The 16,623-nt window shown below is 73.5% G+C and carries 14 protein-coding genes; 3 read left to right on the top strand and 11 right to left on the bottom strand.

Annotated elements, in window-relative coordinates:
* Window positions 1-8: 8 nt before the first annotated feature.
* The 8 genes from BLT82_RS37110 to rimP form a co-directional block, all read right to left on the bottom strand.
* Window positions 9-3,701, bottom strand: a complete 3,693-nt coding sequence (locus tag BLT82_RS37110) for a serine protease (RefSeq protein ID WP_093653627.1) — start codon at window positions 3,699-3,701, stop codon at window positions 9-11.
* Window positions 3,702-3,927: 226 nt separating this feature from the next.
* Entirely contained in the window at window positions 3,928-4,857 is a 930-nt protein-coding gene (gene truB / locus BLT82_RS10545) for a tRNA pseudouridine(55) synthase TruB (RefSeq protein ID WP_093653626.1), read from the bottom strand.
* Window positions 4,854-5,306 (bottom strand): 30S ribosome-binding factor RbfA, encoded by a 453-nt coding sequence (rbfA, locus tag BLT82_RS10540; RefSeq protein WP_093653625.1) that lies wholly within the window; start codon window positions 5,304-5,306, stop codon window positions 4,854-4,856. Before rbfA ends, truB begins: the two co-directional genes overlap by 4 nt.
* 55 nt (window positions 5,307-5,361) lie before the next feature.
* Window positions 5,362-5,655 carry a DUF503 domain-containing protein gene (locus tag BLT82_RS10535; protein WP_093653624.1) on the bottom strand — a complete coding sequence of 98 codons (294 nt, stop codon included), beginning with the start codon at window positions 5,653-5,655 and terminating at the stop codon, window positions 5,362-5,364.
* A gap of 142 nt (window positions 5,656-5,797) precedes the next feature.
* Complete coding sequence (infB, locus tag BLT82_RS10530) at window positions 5,798-8,881, bottom strand: translation initiation factor IF-2 (protein WP_093653623.1); 3,084 nt, start codon at window positions 8,879-8,881, stop codon at window positions 5,798-5,800.
* Between the two features lie 156 nt (window positions 8,882-9,037).
* On the bottom strand, window positions 9,038-9,328 hold the full coding sequence (locus BLT82_RS10525; protein WP_093653622.1) for a YlxR family protein: 291 nt from the start codon (window positions 9,326-9,328) through the stop codon (window positions 9,038-9,040).
* A 201-nt stretch (window positions 9,329-9,529) separates the two neighbouring features.
* Window positions 9,530-10,525: a transcription termination factor NusA gene (gene nusA / locus BLT82_RS10520; protein ID WP_093653621.1), complete on the bottom strand. Its 996-nt coding sequence runs from the start codon at window positions 10,523-10,525 to the stop codon at window positions 9,530-9,532.
* Window positions 10,526-10,527: 2 nt separating this feature from the next.
* Window positions 10,528-11,052, bottom strand: a complete 525-nt coding sequence (gene rimP, locus BLT82_RS10515) for a ribosome maturation factor RimP (RefSeq protein WP_093653620.1) — start codon at window positions 11,050-11,052, stop codon at window positions 10,528-10,530.
* Window positions 11,053-11,240: 188 nt separating this feature from the next.
* Between rimP and BLT82_RS10510 the strand changes: the two genes are divergently transcribed.
* The 3 genes from BLT82_RS10510 to BLT82_RS10500 are packed head-to-tail and all read left to right on the top strand — an operon-like array spanning window position 11,241 to window position 13,149.
* On the top strand, window positions 11,241-11,831 hold the full coding sequence (locus BLT82_RS10510) for a hypothetical protein (RefSeq protein ID WP_093653619.1): 591 nt from the start codon (window positions 11,241-11,243) through the stop codon (window positions 11,829-11,831).
* Window positions 11,831-12,259, top strand: coding sequence for a DUF4439 domain-containing protein (locus BLT82_RS10505; protein ID WP_093653618.1), 429 nt, complete (start codon window positions 11,831-11,833; stop codon window positions 12,257-12,259). Before BLT82_RS10510 ends, BLT82_RS10505 begins: the two co-directional genes overlap by 1 nt.
* A 17-nt stretch (window positions 12,260-12,276) precedes the next feature.
* The gene (locus BLT82_RS10500) at window positions 12,277-13,149 is read left to right on the top strand and encodes an aminoglycoside phosphotransferase family protein (protein WP_093653617.1); all 873 of its coding nucleotides are present in this window, start codon (window positions 12,277-12,279) and stop codon (window positions 13,147-13,149) included.
* A gap of 151 nt (window positions 13,150-13,300) precedes the next feature.
* Here the strand turns inward: BLT82_RS10500 and BLT82_RS10495 are convergent, their stop codons facing one another.
* From BLT82_RS10495 to BLT82_RS10485, 3 genes are all read right to left on the bottom strand, one after another.
* A complete protein-coding gene (locus BLT82_RS10495; RefSeq protein ID WP_093653616.1) occupies window positions 13,301-14,995 on the bottom strand; it encodes a proline--tRNA ligase in 1,695 nt (564 codons plus the stop codon).
* Between the two features lie 79 nt (window positions 14,996-15,074).
* Window positions 15,075-15,662 (bottom strand): GNAT family N-acetyltransferase, encoded by a 588-nt coding sequence (locus BLT82_RS10490; protein WP_093653615.1) that lies wholly within the window; start codon window positions 15,660-15,662, stop codon window positions 15,075-15,077.
* Between the two features lie 28 nt (window positions 15,663-15,690).
* On the bottom strand, window positions 15,691-16,551 hold the full coding sequence (locus BLT82_RS10485; RefSeq protein WP_093653614.1) for a GNAT family N-acetyltransferase: 861 nt from the start codon (window positions 16,549-16,551) through the stop codon (window positions 15,691-15,693).
* Window positions 16,552-16,623 lie beyond the last annotated feature (72 nt).

Genomic DNA, 16,623 nt, shown 5'->3' with positions numbered 1-16,623 from the left:
ATGACTTCTTACGCAGGTCTAAGACTGCCATGCCCGCGCAGCGCCGTCGGCATCGGCACCTGGCTGCCCAGCGCCTCCAGCGTCCGCCGTGTGCTGGGGCCGATCACCACCGCCCATTCCCGCGGCGCCGCGGCCTGCCACGTCACGACCTCGGCGGCGAATCCGGGCACCTGGCGGGCCAGCTCGACCAGACGGCGGTCGAAGCGGTTCGCGCCCTCCGGAGTGCGTACGAGGAGGAGGCCGACGCGGTGGACCAACTCGCGGACCCGGGGACCCGCCTGCCGTCTCCCCGCCGCACGCACGGCTGCCACGAGCAGCGCGTCGAGGACCTCCGGGTCCCCGCCCTCGTACCGCTCGTGCTCCAGGAGGAGGTCCAGCAGCTCGGTGCGCAGCGGCTCGCCGGCCGGGGTCCCCGGCGTCCCGAGGACGGCGGCCAGCGCGCACCGCACCTGAGCGGGACGGCCGCGCAGCAGGTCCACGACGAGTGGCACGAGCACGGCTCGCGCGGACGCACCGTGCCGCAGCCGGAGCTCGACGAAGGCCGCCGCATGCGGGGCGCCGGCGGGCCGTTGGCCCACGAACTCGCTCACCAGAGCAGCGGCGCGGCGGGCCAGCGCGGGTGTGCCGAGCGCCGCGAGCGCCCGCAGCACCTCTCCCCCGTCGTCGCCCGGGCGGCGCAGCGCGGCGCGGAACGCGGCGAACACGGGCTCGGGGTGGGTCTGTGCCGCGCTGACGAGGACGTCGGCGGGGACTCCTGGGTCGTGGTCGCGGTACGCCTCCAGGGCCCGCGCGAGGTAGCACGGCCGGGTGCGCGGATCGCGCACGAGGACCGCGAGGGCGGCGCCGTGCAGGGCGGTGTCGGCGGGCCGGGCCAGCAGCGCCAGCGCCGCGTACCTGAGCAGGTCCCGGTCGGCCTCGCCGGTGGCGTGGGCAGCCGCGACCGGGGCGTACGCGGCCGCGGCCAGCCGGCGCGCAGGCCGGGTGTCGTCGTGCGCCCAGCGGTCCACGGCCCGGCAGACGGCGGACGGCTCGTCCTCGGCGAGGGCGGTCAGCAGCTCCCGGGCGCGGGGGTGCACGGTGCTGACGAGCGCCTCGCAGAGGTCGTCGACGGCCTGTCCGCGGTGGGTGTGCAGGAGTGCCTGGGCCGCCGCGGCGACGGTGGGCCGGATGGCGGCGCCGGGCGCGGCGGGCAGTGGCCGGTCGTCGGTGAACCACCGGCAGAGCAGCGGCTGGACGGCCCGCGGCGACCGGGCCAGCCGTTCTGCGACCGCGTCCAGATAGCGGGCCGGCCGGCCGGCGCCGGGATCCTCGTGCCGCCGGGCGCCCGCCACGGGACCGGTGGCGGAACCGCTGACGGGACCGGCCGCGCCCGGCGAACCGCCCGGGCCCGCACCGGCGTCGCCCCCGGGCGCACCGGCCCGGCCGCCCGAACGGGCGCGCTCCGGAGGCCCGTCCGCCGGGACCAGGCGGCGCAGCAGGTCCATGCGCTCCGCCTCGCCGATGTGCAGCGCCTGCCAGAACGAGGGGCCGAACTCCCCCGGTCCGGCGGGCCGGCGCGGCCCCCCGGGCCGCAGTGCGCGCCGGGTGACGCGGTCGGCGAGGGTGCGCAGCACACCCAGGTAGCGGCGGGTGTGCGGGACGCGCAGCAGTGTCTCGCGGAGCAGTCCGGCGGCCCACCAGCGGGCGTCCGCGCCCGGTTCCTCCCCCGCGTCGGGGAAGCCGCAGCCGTCGGGCGCGCCGAACCCGTCGCAGCGGCTCGGGCCGTCCGGGCCGTCCGGGCCGTCGAGGACGTCGACCAGCGCCGAGAGCCGCGGGGCCAGCGCGGGCTCCCCGGAGCGGCGGTCCAGCAGGAGCAGGGCCTGGACGACCGTGTCCATCCGGTGCCGGGGCAGCGCGGGCGCGCCTCTGTCCGCTGCCTCGGCGTCCGCGCCGGGCAGCAGCGGATGCAGGACCGCGTCCACGTCCAGGTGCGCCGCCTGCAACCACTCGGCGACCTCCTCGTGGGCGAAGCGGTAGCCGATGCCGGCGGGCACCAGCAGCCCCGTGGCGAGCACCGCGGACGCCCATCCCGTCCGCCAGGGGAAGAGGTCCCCGAAGGTCTCCCGGTCGAGCCCTCCCGCTCCCGGGCCGAGGCAGAGCCGCGCGGCCTCGTGGACCCGCCCCGCCACCCGGGCCGCCAGCCGGCGCACCTCGGCCCCGTCCGGTTCGGGCCCCGCGGCCTCGGCGATCCGCGTCGCGGCCCGAAGGCACATCAGGTCCGTGTGCGCCGTGAAGACGTCCTCGCGCGACGGCTGCCCGGGCACGTCGGCGGGCAGTGCCTCGCGTACCTCGGAGAGCAGCCTCAGGGCCAGCGGATGGCGGGCGTCCGCGGCCGCCGTCGCACCGGCCGGCAGTCCGTGGCGCGCCCTCGCCTCCTCGGCTTCCCGTTCGGTCAGCGGGCCGAGGTGCAGGGCGGGCCGGTGCACGGCGGCCGCCGGGTACAGCGCCGCGGCCCGCTCCCAGTACGCGGGGCGGCAGGCGACGACGAGCCGCACGCCGTGGGCGCTCAGCCAGCGCGCCGTCTCGGCCGTCCAGTCGGGGAGCCGGGCGGCCAGCGCGGTCGGCATCTCCTCGGGGCCGTCGAGGAGGACGAACAGCGGGCTTCCGGCTTCGCGGGCGATGCGTGCCACGTGCTCCGGTGCGGCTTCGGCCCCGGCCGCGGGCACGGCCCACGGGCCGCTGCGATGGGCCGTGACACCGGCGACGACCCGGCCGGAGCGCACGAGCGTGCGGGCGACCGCGTCGGCGAGGCCGCGGTCGTCCGCGGCGAGGTCGGACCCGCGCAGCCAGAGCGAGACGGCCGGCTCGGTTCCGCGGGCGCGACGGGAGGCGAGCGCGGCGAGTTCGGTGGTCCGCCCGCTCCCGGCGGCGCCGGTGAGGGCGAGGACGAGCGTCGAGGACGCCTCGAAGGCCTCGAACTCCCTTACCGCTTGGGAGCGTTCGACCGGTTCGAGCCGGGTGTCGCCGCCGCGGACCGGCCGGGCGGGCCCGAGGGAGACCGCGGCGAGCCGCCGGGCGCCGGCGAGGTTGAGGTCCGCCCCGAAACCGGGGACGGTCCGGGCGTTGCGCCGCAGGAGTGCCGCGAGCGGCCCGCCGGGGTCGCGCGCGGCGGCGGTGCGCAGGGGTACGGCGAGTCCAGCCGTGGGGTGTCCCGTGTCAGGTGCGGTACCCGCGAGGACCGCGACCACGGAGCCGGTTCCGGTGTCCACCACGGGCCCGCCCGTGGCCGAGCCGCCGGGCCCCAGGGCATCGCTTCCCTCGGTTCCCAGGGCCAGTTCCAGGACGCCTTCGAGGGCGTGGGCGCGGCCGGCCGCGGTGTAGGCCGCCGGGATCCGGCCGAGGACGCGTGCCTCGCGCCAGCCGCCGGCCGGGATGCGCACGTACGCGCCGTCCTCGGGCCGGTCGCGGACGGCGACCGGCAGAGGGGTCAGGCCGAGCCCGGTGGTGTGGACGATCGCGAGATCCGCCTCCGGGAGCGGCGTCACGGCGTCGGCGACGCCGGCTCCGCCCCCGGGCACGTGCAGCACGATCCGGTCGAGGCCGTCGACCGCTTCATGGCTGGTGACGACCGTGCCCCGGTCGTCGACGGCGAAGCCGGTCCCGCGCGGCCGGCCCGCCGGATCACAGATGCGCACCAGCGTCGCCAGGTCCCCGCGTCCCATGGTTCCGACGGTAGGCCGTTGTTGATCACGGAGAGAAGGTCACCGGACGAACGCGCCCCCTCGTGCACCCTCGATGCACTCCGAGCGCCTGCCCGTTGGGGTGAATCCCTGCTCCCGGGCGGATAGACACCCTCCGAGGGGGATCGTGGAGCGGGCAGCGGCCCTGCCCGCTCCACGATGGGACTCCCGTGGCGCCCGGTCGGCGGCGCCCAGACCACCTCGGCCGTCAGCCGAAGACCGCGAGGCTCTTCGCCTTGCCCCGGTGCTGTTCGACCAGCGCCAGGAACCGCTCCTCGGGCCCGAAGACGGCCACCGGGCCCTCCGTGCCGTACTCGGGCATGTCCAGGCGTACGCCGTTGAGCAGCAGCCGGGCGCGCTTGGCGTCGACGTCCCAGCGGGGGAACGCCGCCGCTGCGGCCTCGCCGATCGGCATGACCGTCAGCTTCTCCTGGTGCTGGTCGAGCGTCCTGGCCGCATCGAGCTTGTACGGCCCGACGCGGGTGCGGCGCAGCGCGGTCAGGTGTCCGCCGACGCCGAGCCCGCCGCCGAGGTCGCGGGCGAGGGCCCGGATGTAGGTGCCGGATGAGCAGACCACCGAGACGACGAGGTCGGTGACCGGGGTGCCGTCGTCTGCCACGGCCTCGCGGACGTCGTGGACGGTGAACTGCGAGACGGTCACCGGACGGGCGGGGATGTCGAACTCCTCGCCGCCGCGCACCCGTGCGTAGGACCGCTTGCCGTCGATCTTGATGGCGCTGACCTTCGACGGCACCTGCATGATCGCGCCGGTCAGTCCCGCGACCCCCACGTCGATGGCGTCCCGGGCGATCCCCGAGGCGTCGGTGGACGAGGTGATCTCGCCCTCCGCGTCGTCGGTGACGGTGTTCTGGCCGAGCCGGATCGTGCCGAGGTACTCCTTCTCGGTGAGTGCCAGATGGCCGAGCAGCTTGGTGGCCTTCTGGACGCCCAGGACGAGCACGCCGGTCGCCATCGGGTCCAGCGTGCCCGCGTGCCCCACACGGCGGGTCCGCGCGATGCCCCGCATCTTGGCGACGACGTCGTGCGAGGTGAAGCCGGCCGGCTTGTCGACGATGACCAGTCCGTCCCGGGTGCCGCTCCCGGTGGCTGCCGGGGCGGTGTTGCTGTGCTGGCTCATTCGGAGGCCGCGTCCTCGTCCTTGTCCTCGTCCTCCGGCTTGCGGTAGGGGTCGGCCTCGCCCGCGTAGGTCTTGCCCGTGGACGCCTGACGGACCTCGGCGTCCTTGGCCCGTGCCTTGTCGAGCAGGTCGTCGATGGTCCGGGCGTTGTCCGGGAGGGCGTCCGGGACGAACGTCAGGCTCGGCGTGAAGCGGACGCCCGTCTGACGGCCGACCTCGGACCGCAGGATGCCCTTCGCGGACTCCAGCGCCGCGGCGGACGCCGCGCGCTCCTCGTCGTCCCCGTACACCGTGTAGAAGACCGTGGCCTCCCGCAGGTCGCCGGTGACCCGGGCGTCCGTGATCGTGACGAAGCCCAGCCGCGGATCCTTGATTCGCCGGTCCAGGGTCTCCGCGACCACGACCTGGATGCGATCGGCCAGCTTGCGGGCCCGCGCGTTGTCGGCCACCGGTCCTTCTCCTCTTTCGTGCGGTGGTCCGGGGGGACCCCCGGACGATGCAGTCTCAATCATCGTCTCTGTGCAGCCGCCGTCGCACCGACAGCAGCTCCACTTCGGGCCGGGCGGCGACAAGGCGCTCGCACCGGTCCAGTACATCTGTGAGGTGTCCCGGGTCCCCGGACACCGCCGCGAGGCCGATCTCGGCCCTGCGGTGAAGGTTCTGTCCGCCCACCTCGGCCACTGCCACCGCGTACTTGCGCTGGAGCTCGGCCACGATCGGGCGGACGACGGAGCGTTTCTCCTTCAACGAACGAACGTCGCCGAGGAGCAGGTCGAAGGACAACGTCCCCACATACATGTATGTCCGGATGTCCCGCCGGTACGGGTTCGGTCTGCGTCCTGCCCGCTCTTGGCAGGTACATCAAGAACCGTACACGCACGGCCGGGGCCGATCGACGGGATTACCTCCCGCCGACCGGCCCCGAGCACCGGTGTGCGTGTCAGCCGCGGGGCTTCTCGCGCATCTCGTACGTCGCGATGACGTCGTCGACCTTGATGTCGTTGAAGTTTCCGAGGTTGATACCGCCCTCGAAGCCTTCGCGGATCTCGGTGACGTCGTCCTTGAAGCGACGCAGACCCTCGATGTTGAGGTTCTCCGCGACGACCTTGCCGTCACGGATGAGGCGCGCCTTGGTGTTGCGCCGGACCTCGCCGGAGCGGATGAGAACACCCGCGATGTTGCCCAGCTTGGACGAGCGGAAGACCTCGCGGATCTCCGCCGTGCCGAGCTCGACCTCTTCGTACTCCGGCTTGAGCATGCCCTTGAGGGCCGCCTCGATCTCCTCGATCGCCTGGTAGATGACCGAGTAGTAGCGGACGTCCACACCCTCGCGCTCGGCCATCTGCGTGGCACGCCCGGCGGCGCGCACGTTGAAGCCGATCACGATGGCGTCGGAGCCGGTCGCCAGGTCGATGTCCGACTCGGTGACCGCACCGACACCGCGGTGCAGCACGCGGATGTCGACCTCCTCGCCGACGTCCAGCTGGAGCAGCGAGGACTCGAGGGCCTCGACCGAACCGGACGCGTCGCCCTTGATGATGAGGTTGAGCTGCTGGACCTCGCCCGCCTTGAGCACCTTGTCGAGGTCCTCGAGGGACACCCGGCGGGTGCGCTTGGCGAACGCGGCGTTGCGCTCACGGGCGGCACGCTTCTCGGCGATCTGACGGGCCGTGCGGTCCTCGTCGACGACCAGGAAGTTGTCGCCGGCGCCCGGGACGTTGGTGAGACCCAGGACCAGGACGGGAGTCGACGGGGTCGCCTCCTCCACGTTGTTGCCCTTGTCGTCGAGCATCGCGCGGACACGGCCGTACGCGTCGCCGACGACCATCGTGTCGCCGATGCGCAGGGTGCCTCGCTGGACCAGGACGGTCGAGACGGCGCCACGGCCGCGGTCGAGGTGGGACTCGATCGCGATGCCCTGCGCGTCCTGCTCCGGGTTGGCCCGCAGGTCCAGGGCGGCGTCAGCCGTCAGGACCACGGCCTCCAGCAGGTTCTCGATGTTCAGACCCTGCTTGGCGGAGATGTCGACGAACATGGTGTCGCCGCCGTACTCCTCTGCCACCAGGCCGTACTCGGTCAGCTGACCGCGCACCTTCGTCGGGTCCGCGCCCTCGACGTCGATCTTGTTGACCGCGACCACGATCGGCACGTCGGCCGCCTTGGCGTGGTTCAGCGCCTCGATCGTCTGGGGCATCACACCGTCGTTGGCCGCCACCACGAGGATCGCGATGTCGGTCGACTTGGCACCACGGGCACGCATGGCGGTGAACGCCTCGTGACCCGGGGTGTCGATGAAGGTGATGCGGCGCTCTTCCTCGTTGACCTCGGTCGAGACCTGGTACGCACCGATGTGCTGCGTGATGCCGCCGGCCTCGCCCGCGACGACGTTCGTCTTGCGGATGGCGTCCAGCAGCCGCGTCTTACCGTGGTCGACGTGACCCATGACGGTCACCACCGGCGGACGCGCGACCAGGAACTCCTCGCCGCCCTCGTCCTCGCCGAACTCGATGTCGAAGGACTCGAGCAGCTCGCGGTCCTCCTCCTCCGGGCTGACGATCTGAACCGTGTAGTTCATCTCGCCGGCAAGGATCTGGAGCGTCTCGTCGGAGACGGACTGCGTGGCCGTGACCATCTCGCCGAGGTTCATCATCACGGCGACGAGCGACGCCGGGTTGGCGTTGATCTTCTCCGCGAAGTCGGTGAGGGAGGCACCGCGCGACAGACGGACGGTCTCGCCGTTGCCGCGAGGCAGCATCACACCGCCGACCGACGGGGCCTGCATGGCCTCGTACTCCTGGCGCCTCTGCCGCTTCGACTTGCGGCCACGACGGGCCGGGCCGCCGGGACGGCCGAACGCGCCCTGCGTGCCACCACGGCCGCCGGGACCACCCGGACGTCCGCCGAAGCCGGGACGGCCACCGCCGCCACCGAAGCCGCCACCGCCGCCACCGGGACGCGGGCCGCCGAAGCCGCCACCGCCGCCACCGGGACGACCGCCGCCGCCACCGCCGCCACCGGGACGACCGGCGAAGCCGGGACGACCGGCACCGCCGCCGCCACCGGGACGGCCGCCGGGACCACCGGGGCCTCGGCCGCCGGGACCGGGACGCGGGCCGGCAGCGGGACGCTGCGGCATCATGCCCGGGTTGGGACGGTTGCCACCGGGGCCGCCGCCGGGGCCACCGGCTCCACGCGGAGCCTGCGGACGCGGCATGCCGCCCGGGGTGGGACGGGAACCACCGGGAGCCTGCGGACGGGGACCGCCCTGGCCGGCGCCCTGCGGACGCGGGCCACCGGGGGCACCCTGACCGCCGGGACGCGGCGCACCGCCCGGACGGGGCGCCTGCGGGCGCGCCATACCGGTCGAGCCGCCGGAGGTGAAGGGGTTGTTGCCCGGACGCGGGCCCGCGGGACGGGCACCGGGACGCGGGGCCTGGCGCTCGCCACCGGGGCGCGCGGCACCGGGACGGGCACCGCCGCCCTGTCCCTGGCCGGGACGGGCGGCCGGACGCGGGCCGGGAGTGGCACCGGGCCGGGGACCGGCAGCCGGAGCGGCCGGGGGCGCGGTGAACTCCGGCGCGGCCGGAGCGGCCGGGGCGGGCTTCGGGGCCGCCGCGGGCTTGGGGCCCGGGGTCGGCCGCGGGCCGGGAGCCGGGGCCGCGGGAACGCTCTTGGGAGCCTCGGCAGCGGCCGGCTTGGGGGCCGGTGCGCCGGGCTTGGGGGCAGCGGGACGCGCCGCCTGCGCCGGGGAGGGCCCGGCGGGCGTGGGGGCGCCACCCGCACGGCTTGCCGCCGCGGGGGAGGGCGCGGACTTGCGCGGTGCCGCGGGCTTCCCGGCAGAGCGCTTCGCGGGGGCAGCCCCGGAACCCTGCTGGAAAGCATCAGTCAGTTTGCGTACAACCGGCGCCTCGATCGTCGAGGACGCCGAACGGACGAATTCACCGAGTTCTTGGAGCTTGGCCATGACGACCTTGCTCTCGACGCCGAACTCCTTGGCGAGTTCGTATACCCGGACCTTAGCCACTTCGCTCCTTTTAGGTCCGGGTTGTCCGCCGGACCGTCGCTACTTCATGGGCGTACTCATCGCGTACTCATCGAGTGCTCATCGCAATCTCGACCTACTTCCGACTCGCGAGGTACCTGACCGCACGGGGATCCGTGCGGTGCTGCTTCCTTCTTCTTACGGTGCTGCCTGCGCCGCCGTCGCCTCGACGGCTCGTCGTACATCCGCCGTGTCGAGCGGCCCCTGGACCCTGAGGGCCCTCGGGAACGCCCGGCGGCGGACCGCCAGGTCGAGACAGACCGAGGCGGGGTGCACGTAAGCACCCCGGCCGGGCAGCGTACCGCGATGATCGGGGACACATACGCCCTCGACCGCCACGATGCGCAACAGATCGTGCTTGGCCGCTCGCTCCCGGCACCCCACGCAGGTTCGCTCAGGGCATGCGCAGGCATGCGTCCGACCAGACATGACCTAGTCTACCTCCCCGTACCGACCTCACCCCTTTGGGGCAAGAATCGAACAGTTGATGGCTCAAAACTCTTGGCGATCTCGTGGTTACACAACGAGCATGCGCCGTGTTCCATTCCCCGGCACCCCGACGCCCCCCACCCCGGCATCCCGCCGTCCCGGGCCCGGGGCGGCGCGCCGGTGGCGCCGCCCGGGCAGGGGTCAGCTCTGCTCGGCGGGCTGCTCCGTGTCCGGGCGGATGTCGATCCTCCAGCCGGTGAGCCGTGCGGCGAGACGGGCGTTCTGCCCCTCCTTGCCGATGGCCAGTGACAGCTGGTAGTCGGGCACCGTCACCCGGGCCGACCTGGCGCCGAGGTCGACGACCTCGACCTTGGACACCCGGGCCGGGGACAGCGCGTTGGCGACCATCTCCGCAGGGTCGTCCGACCAGTCCACGATGTCGATCTTCTCGCCGTGCAGTTCGGCCATGACATTGCGCACCCGGCCGCCCATCGGGCCGATGCAGGCGCCCTTGGCGTTCAGGCCGCTGCGCGTGGAACGCACGGCGATCTTGGTCCGGTGGCCGGCCTCGCGGGCGATGGCCGCGATCTCCACCGAACCGTCGGCGATCTCCGGCACCTCGAGAGCGAAGAGCTTTTTCACCAGATTGGGGTGGGTCCTCGACAGGGTGACGGAAGGACCGCGCACTCCCTTGGCCACCCGTACGACGTAGGTGCGCAGCCGCAGGCCGTGCGAGTACTCCTCGCCCGGCACCTGCTCCTGCACCGGCAGGATGGCCTCCAGCTTGTCGTCCAGCTTCACCAGCACGTTCTTCGGGTCCTTGCCCTGCTGGACCTGGCCGGCCACGATGTCGCCCTCGCGGCGGGCGTACTCGCCGAAGGTGACGTCGTTCTCGGCGTCGCGCAGCCGCTGCTGGATGACCTGGCGGGCGGTGGACGCCGCGATCCGGCCGAAGTCGTGCGGGGTGTCGTCGAACTCGCGGGGCTCCTGGCCCTCTTCGAGGTCCGACGGGTCCTCCTTCGCCCACACCGTCACGTGCCCGGTCTGGCGGTTCAGCTCGACCCGGGCATGCCGGCGGCTTCCCTCGGTACGGTGGTACGCGATGAGGAGGGCCGACTCGATGGCGTCGACCAGCAGGTCGAAGGCAATCTCCTTCTCCTGTGCCAAGCCCCTCAGGAGCTTCACGTCGATGTCCACGGCTACGCCTCCTCTTCTTTCTGAATGCCGTTCTTGTCCTTGCGGTTGAACTCGAGCTCCACCCGTGCCCGGGCGATCTCGCCGAAGGCGAGTCTGCGGGCGGTGGGCTTGCGCCCCTTCACGCCCGGCACCTCCAGGTCGAGGCCGTCGTCGTCCACGCCGAGGATCCGCGCGACCAGTTCCTCGCCGGGCTTGCCCTCCGGGCCGGTCAGCTGGAACCGGGCGAGTCTGCCCTTGGCGCGCACGTAGTGGCGGGGCTCCTTGAGCGGGCGCTCCGCTCCGGGGGAGGTCACTTCGAGCTGGTACTCGCCCTCGCCCATGGCGTCGCTCTCGTCGAGCCGGTCCGAGATGACACGGCTGAGCTCGGCGCAGGCGTCGAGATCGACGCCTTCCTCTGAATCCACGACGACGCGGAGCACACGGCGACGGCCGGCCCGGGACAGTTCGATCTCTTCCAGATCCAGGTCCGCGGCGCTGACGAGCGGTTCGAGCAGTCCGCGCAGCCTCTCGCTCTGGGTGGTGCTCATCCGGGTGACTCCTCGGCCGCGTGTGCTGTTGTGGGTTTCGTCGTGTGTCAGCACAAAGGGTATCCGGTCGCGGGGGGTGTTGCCGTCCACCCACCGATGACCCGCAGGTACGCTCGCCTGCGGTGATCACATCAAGGCGTCGTCCACCCGATCGGGTGAACGCGTCACAGGGCCCGAGGAGAGACCAGGTGGAGCGCACGGGAACGACGCGCAGACGTGCGCTCTTCGCCGGCGGGGCGGCCGCCGCCGCGGTGCTGACCGGGTGTTCCTCGGACGAGACCGGCCCACGGCGCGCCACGACCCGCAGCGAGTCGGCGGAGACCTTGCTGCGTCGCCGCAGCGCCGAACTGAGCGCTGCCCTCTTGCGGCGGTACGACGCGGTGCTGACGGCGCATCCGGCGCTCGCGGCCCGGCTGTCACCGCTGCGGGCCGAGGTCGTACGGCACGTCGAGGCGCTCGCGCCCACCGGCTCGCGGCCCCTGCCGGGAACCTCGCCGGCCCCTTCGGCGTCCAGTCCCCCGTCGTCCCCCGCCTCGCCCGCTCCGGCCGCGTCCGGTCCGGCGCGCCCCGGCCCGTCGTCAGCGGCGAGCCCCGCCGCGCCCCCGGTGCCCGCCGACGCCGGGGCGGCCGTGCGCGAACTCGCCGCGGCCGAGCGGACCACCGCGGACGCGCACACCGCCGCACTGAGCAGCGCCCCGCCGGAGTACGCACGGCTGTTGGCCTCGGTCGCCGCGGCCGGTGCGGTCCACGCCTATCTGCTGACGGAAGGGTCCCGTTGATGAGCGACACCCTGGCCGCGGCGCAGGCCGCTCTCGCGGCCGAGCACGCCGCCGTCTACGCCTACGGCGTGGTCGGCGGCCGGGTCGGCGAGGCCCGCCGCGCCGAGGCGGCGGCCGCGTACGCGGCGCACCGGGCCCGACGGGACGCCCTGGAGCGCATGGTCCGCGATCTCGGCGGGAGGCCCGTCGCCGCACAGGCCGCCTACACGCTGCCGTTCGCGGTACCCGACACGGCGGCCGCGGTACGGCTCGCCGCGGTGCTGGAGGACCGGGTCGCGGGCGTCTACTCCGACCTCGTGCGGGCCGCGCGGGGCCCGCAGCGCCACGACGCCGCGGTGGCGTTGCGCGAGGCGGCGGTGCGGGCGGTGCGGTGGCGCGGCACCGGCGTAGCCTTTCCGGGACTTGCCGAGCGAGCCGCGGCGCGGTGAAGGGGAACAACGCACGCATGGATTTCGAACCGCCCCAGCGTCTGGTGCGGGCGCTCGGCGACGACGAATGGATCGGGCAGCTGCCGAAGCTCGTCGAGGAGACGGCAGCCCGCGGCGGTCTGGAGATCGAACGGGTGCTGGCGCCCGGTGGCCGGAGCAGCCTGATCGTCCTCGTGCGGCGGCAGGACGGCACGGCCGCCGCGCTCAAGCTGGTGCCGCCGTCCGCGGCACCGGAGCCGGAGCGCGCGGCTCTCGCGCACTGGAACGGATTCGGTGCGGTTCGGCTGCTGGGCGGCTCCGGGGGCGCACTGCTGCTGGAACGTCTGCACCCCGAGCTGTCCGTGCGCTCGCTCCCGGAGGCCAAGGCGCTGCTCGAGGCTGCGGGCACGGCGCGGCGGCTGTGGGTGGAGCCGCCGTCCGGCCATGCCTTCGAGACGGTTGCCGAGCGCACGGCTCGTCAGGTGTCCGCGCTGTCGGACCGCGCCGGCACGGCGCCGCAGGCGCTGGTGGACGACGCGCTGGCCGCGCGTGAGGAACTGCTCGCCCACTGCCCCGAGTCGCTGCTGCTGCACGGGAACTTCCGTCAGAGCAAGGTGCTCGCGGGCGACCGCACGCCTTGGCTGGCGGTCGGGCCGGAGCCGCTGGTGGGCGAGCGCGCGTACGACCTCGCGCGACTGGCCCGGGACCGGGTCGAGGATCTGATCGCCACCACCTCCGGTGCCTCCGCGGCCCGTCGCCGGGTGAACAGGCTCGCCGACTCGCTGGACGTCGACCGGGAGCGGCTGCGCGGCTGGACGCTCTTCCGCGCGGTGGAGTCGGGCACGAGGGCGATCGCCGAGGGGCGGCGCGCCGAGGGCGAGGTGTCGCTGGAGTTCGCCGGCTGGCTGTGACCCGCCGGAGTGCGCACGGCCGCCTCGCCCGGTCGCCGTGGTCCGACGGGGCCCAGGACGGTACGCCGGGAACACAAACGCCCATGGGAGCGGGGCGGCCCGGTGCGCACCGGGCCGCCCCGCGTCCCGTCGCGGCCCGGGGCCGCAGCGCTCAGGCGGTGAGGCGCGCCAGGGCCTCCTCGACCGTCAGCTCCTCGCGCTCGCCCGTGCGGCGGTCCTTGAGCTCGAGGACGCCCTCGGCGGAGCGGCGGCCCGCCACGAGGATCTTCGGGACGCCGATCAGCTCGGCGTCGGTGAACTTCACGCCCGGGGAGACACCGGCCCGGTCGTCCACGAGCACCCGCGCGCCCGCCGCGCCGAGCTTCTCCGCGACGTCGAGCGCGAGCTCGGTCTGCAGCGCCTTGCCCGCGGCGACGACGTGGACGTCGGCCGGGGCGACCTCGCCGGGCCAGCACAGGCCCTGCTCGTCCGCGTGCTGCTCGGCCAGGGCGGCCACCGCGCGGGAGACGCCGATGCCGTACGAGCCCATGGTCACGCGGACCGGCTTGCCGTTCTGGCCCAGGACATCGAGCTGGAAGGCGTCGGTGTACTTGCGGCCCAGCTGGAAGATGTGGCCGATCTCGATGGCGCGGTCGAGCTTCAGTCCGGTGCCGCAGGTGGGGCACGGGTCGCCGTCCTCGACGACGACCACGTCCAGGTAGTCGTCGACCTCGAAGTCGCGGCCCGCGACGACGTTCCGCGCGTGCTTGTCCTGCTTGTTGGCGCCGGTGATCCAGGCGGTGCCCGGGGCGACGCGCGGGTCGGCGATGTAGCGGACCTTCTCCAGCCCCTGCGGGCCGACGTATCCGCGCACCAGGTCGGGGCGGCCGACGAAGTCCTCGGCGGTGACCAGCTCGACGGCCGCCGGGGCCAGATGGTCCGTGAGCTTGCCCAGGTCGACCTCGCGGTCACCGGGCACGCCGACGGCGACGATCTCGCCGTCGACCTTCACCAGCAGGTTCTTGAGCGTGGCGGACGCCGGCACCCCGAGGTGGTCGGCGAGCGTCTCGATGGTCGGGGTGTCGGGGGTGTCCAGCTCCTCGACGGGCCCGTGCTCGCCGGAGACCGGCTTCAGCTCGAAGGTGACGGCCTCGGTGTTGGCCGCGTAGTCGCAGGAGGGGCAGTAGACGAAGGTGTCCTCGCCGGCGGCGGCCGGGGCGAGGAACTCCTCGGAGGCCGAGCCGCCCATGGCGCCGGAGACGGCGGAGACGATGCGGTGCTCCAGGCCGAGGCGCTGGAAGATCTTGACGTAGGCCTCGCGGTGCAGCCGGTATGACTCCGCCAGACCCTCGTCGGTGGTGTCGAAGGAGTACGAGTCCTTCATCTGGAACTCGCGGCCGCGCAGGATGCCGGAGCGCGGACGGGCCTCGTCGCGGTACTTCGTCTGGATCTGGTACAGGATGACCGGGAGGTCCTTGTACGAGGTGCACTGGTCCTTCACCAGCTGGGTGAAGATCTCCTCGTGCGTAGGCCCGAGCAGGTAGTCCGCGCCCTTGCGGTCCTGGAGCCGGAACAGCTCGGCGCCGTACTCGTCCCAGCGCCCGGTCAGCTCGTACGGCTCCTTGGGCAGCAGCGCGGGCAGCAGGACCTCCTGGGCGCCGATGGCGTCCATCTCCTCGCGGACGACCCGGGCGACGTTCTCCAGGACCCGCATGCCGAGGGGCAGCCAGCTCCAGATGCCCGCCGCGTTCCGGCGGACGTAGCCGGCGCGGACCAGCAGCTTGTGGCTGAGCGTCTCGGCGTCCGCCGGGTCGTCGCGCAGTGTCTTGACCATCAGACGGGACATGCGCTGGACCTGGGCTGCCATGGATTGTCTCCTGCGTACAAGTGCGTACAAGAAAGGGTGATGTCCAGGAGGTTAGCCGGGCGGTGCCAGCGGGCGGAAATCAGTTCCGCTCCTTACGCCCCTCGCGCGTCCGTGCGGCAGGCCCTGACGCGCCGCGCAGCAGGGGCAGCGGTGCCCCCATCACCGCGTACGGCTTCGGGGCGCTGGGGAAGAGGACCTGGCGTGCGAGGTCCTGGTAGCCGAGGGCCCGGTACAGCCCGCGGGCCGGGCTCTCCGTGTCGATCGCGGACAGGATCGAGCGGGGCTGGTCGGCCCCGTCGGTGATCGTGGTGATCAGCCGGCGGCCGATGCCTCGTCCCTGGTAGGCGGGGTGCACATGGAGTTCGGTGATCACGAACGAATCGTCCAGCCAGTCGTCGGAGCCGTTGCCGCGCAGGTACGGCTCCACGACCGTGGACCACCAGTGGGTGCGGTCGTTCGGCATCCCGTACACGAACCCCACGAGACGGCCGCCGCGGGTGGTGGCGCCGAGTGCGTGGGCGCCGGGGCAGAGCAGGTGCCGGAGCACGATGTGGCGGCGGATGCCGATCTCTTCCTCGGTGAGGCCGAAGGCGAGGGCCTGCACGGAGAGGGCGTCGTCCACGCGCGCGGCGAGGTTGACCGGCGCGACCTCGACATCGTGTTCCATGCGGGAACCCTACTTCTCCGCCGGCCGCTCAGAACAGCACGCTCATGAACGCACCGACCTCGCGGAACCCCACCCGCCGGTACGCCGCGCGGGCGGCGGTGTTGTAGTCGTTCACGTACAGGCTGACGACCGGTGCGACATCGGCGAGGGCATAGCGGATCACGGCCGCCATCCCGGTTTCGGACAACCCCCGGCCGCGGTACTCGGGAGCGACCCAGACGCCCTGGATCTGGCAGGCCAGCGGGGTGGCGGCGCCGATCTCGGCCTTGAAGACGACCTTGCCGTCGTCGATACGGGCGAAGGAGCGGCCCGTGCCGACGAGTTCGGCGATCCGGGCCTGGTAGAGCAGTCCGCCGTCGCCGGCCATCGGGGAGACGCCGACCTCCTCGGTGAACATGGCCACGCACGCCGGCATGATCACGTCCATCTCGTCCTTGCGGATGCGCCGCACGTACGGGTCGGGCTCGATGTCCGGGGGCATGGACTCGGTGACCATGAGCGGCTGGTGGGCGCGGACTTCGCGGGCGGGCCCCCAGCTGGGCTCCAGCAGCTTCCACAGCATGGACGCGGTCTCCGCCGGGCCCACGATCGACGAGCAGCGGCGGCCCGCTCTGCGGGCGCGGTCGGCGAAGGCGCGCACGGCCTCGGGGGTGGCGCAGATGGGGACCAGATTGGCGCCCGAGTAGCAGAGCGAGCGGAGCCGTCCGTCCGCGTACCAGCCCCACATCTCGCCACCCAGGCGCCACGGGTCGAGTCCGGCGACCTGGACGCGGGCCGTGACGAAGGCGTTGGTGACGGGTTCGCTCTCCAGGAGCGCGAGGGCCGCCCCGAGGTCTTCGGGGTCGAGGACCCGGGTGGTCGTCTGCGTCAACACGAGAGGGCCCTCCATCACTCCTTGCGGGCAACGACAGGTGCCGCTCGGTCGGCCGGCCCCTGCGCGTACCCGTGATGGTGTACGGCC

This window comes from Streptomyces wuyuanensis, from assembly GCF_900103455.1.
Taxonomy (GTDB): Bacteria; Actinomycetota; Actinomycetes; order Streptomycetales; family Streptomycetaceae; genus Streptomyces; species Streptomyces wuyuanensis.
The sequence above is the reverse complement of the archived record's forward strand: the minus strand, read 5'-3'. Positions and strand labels throughout refer to the sequence as shown.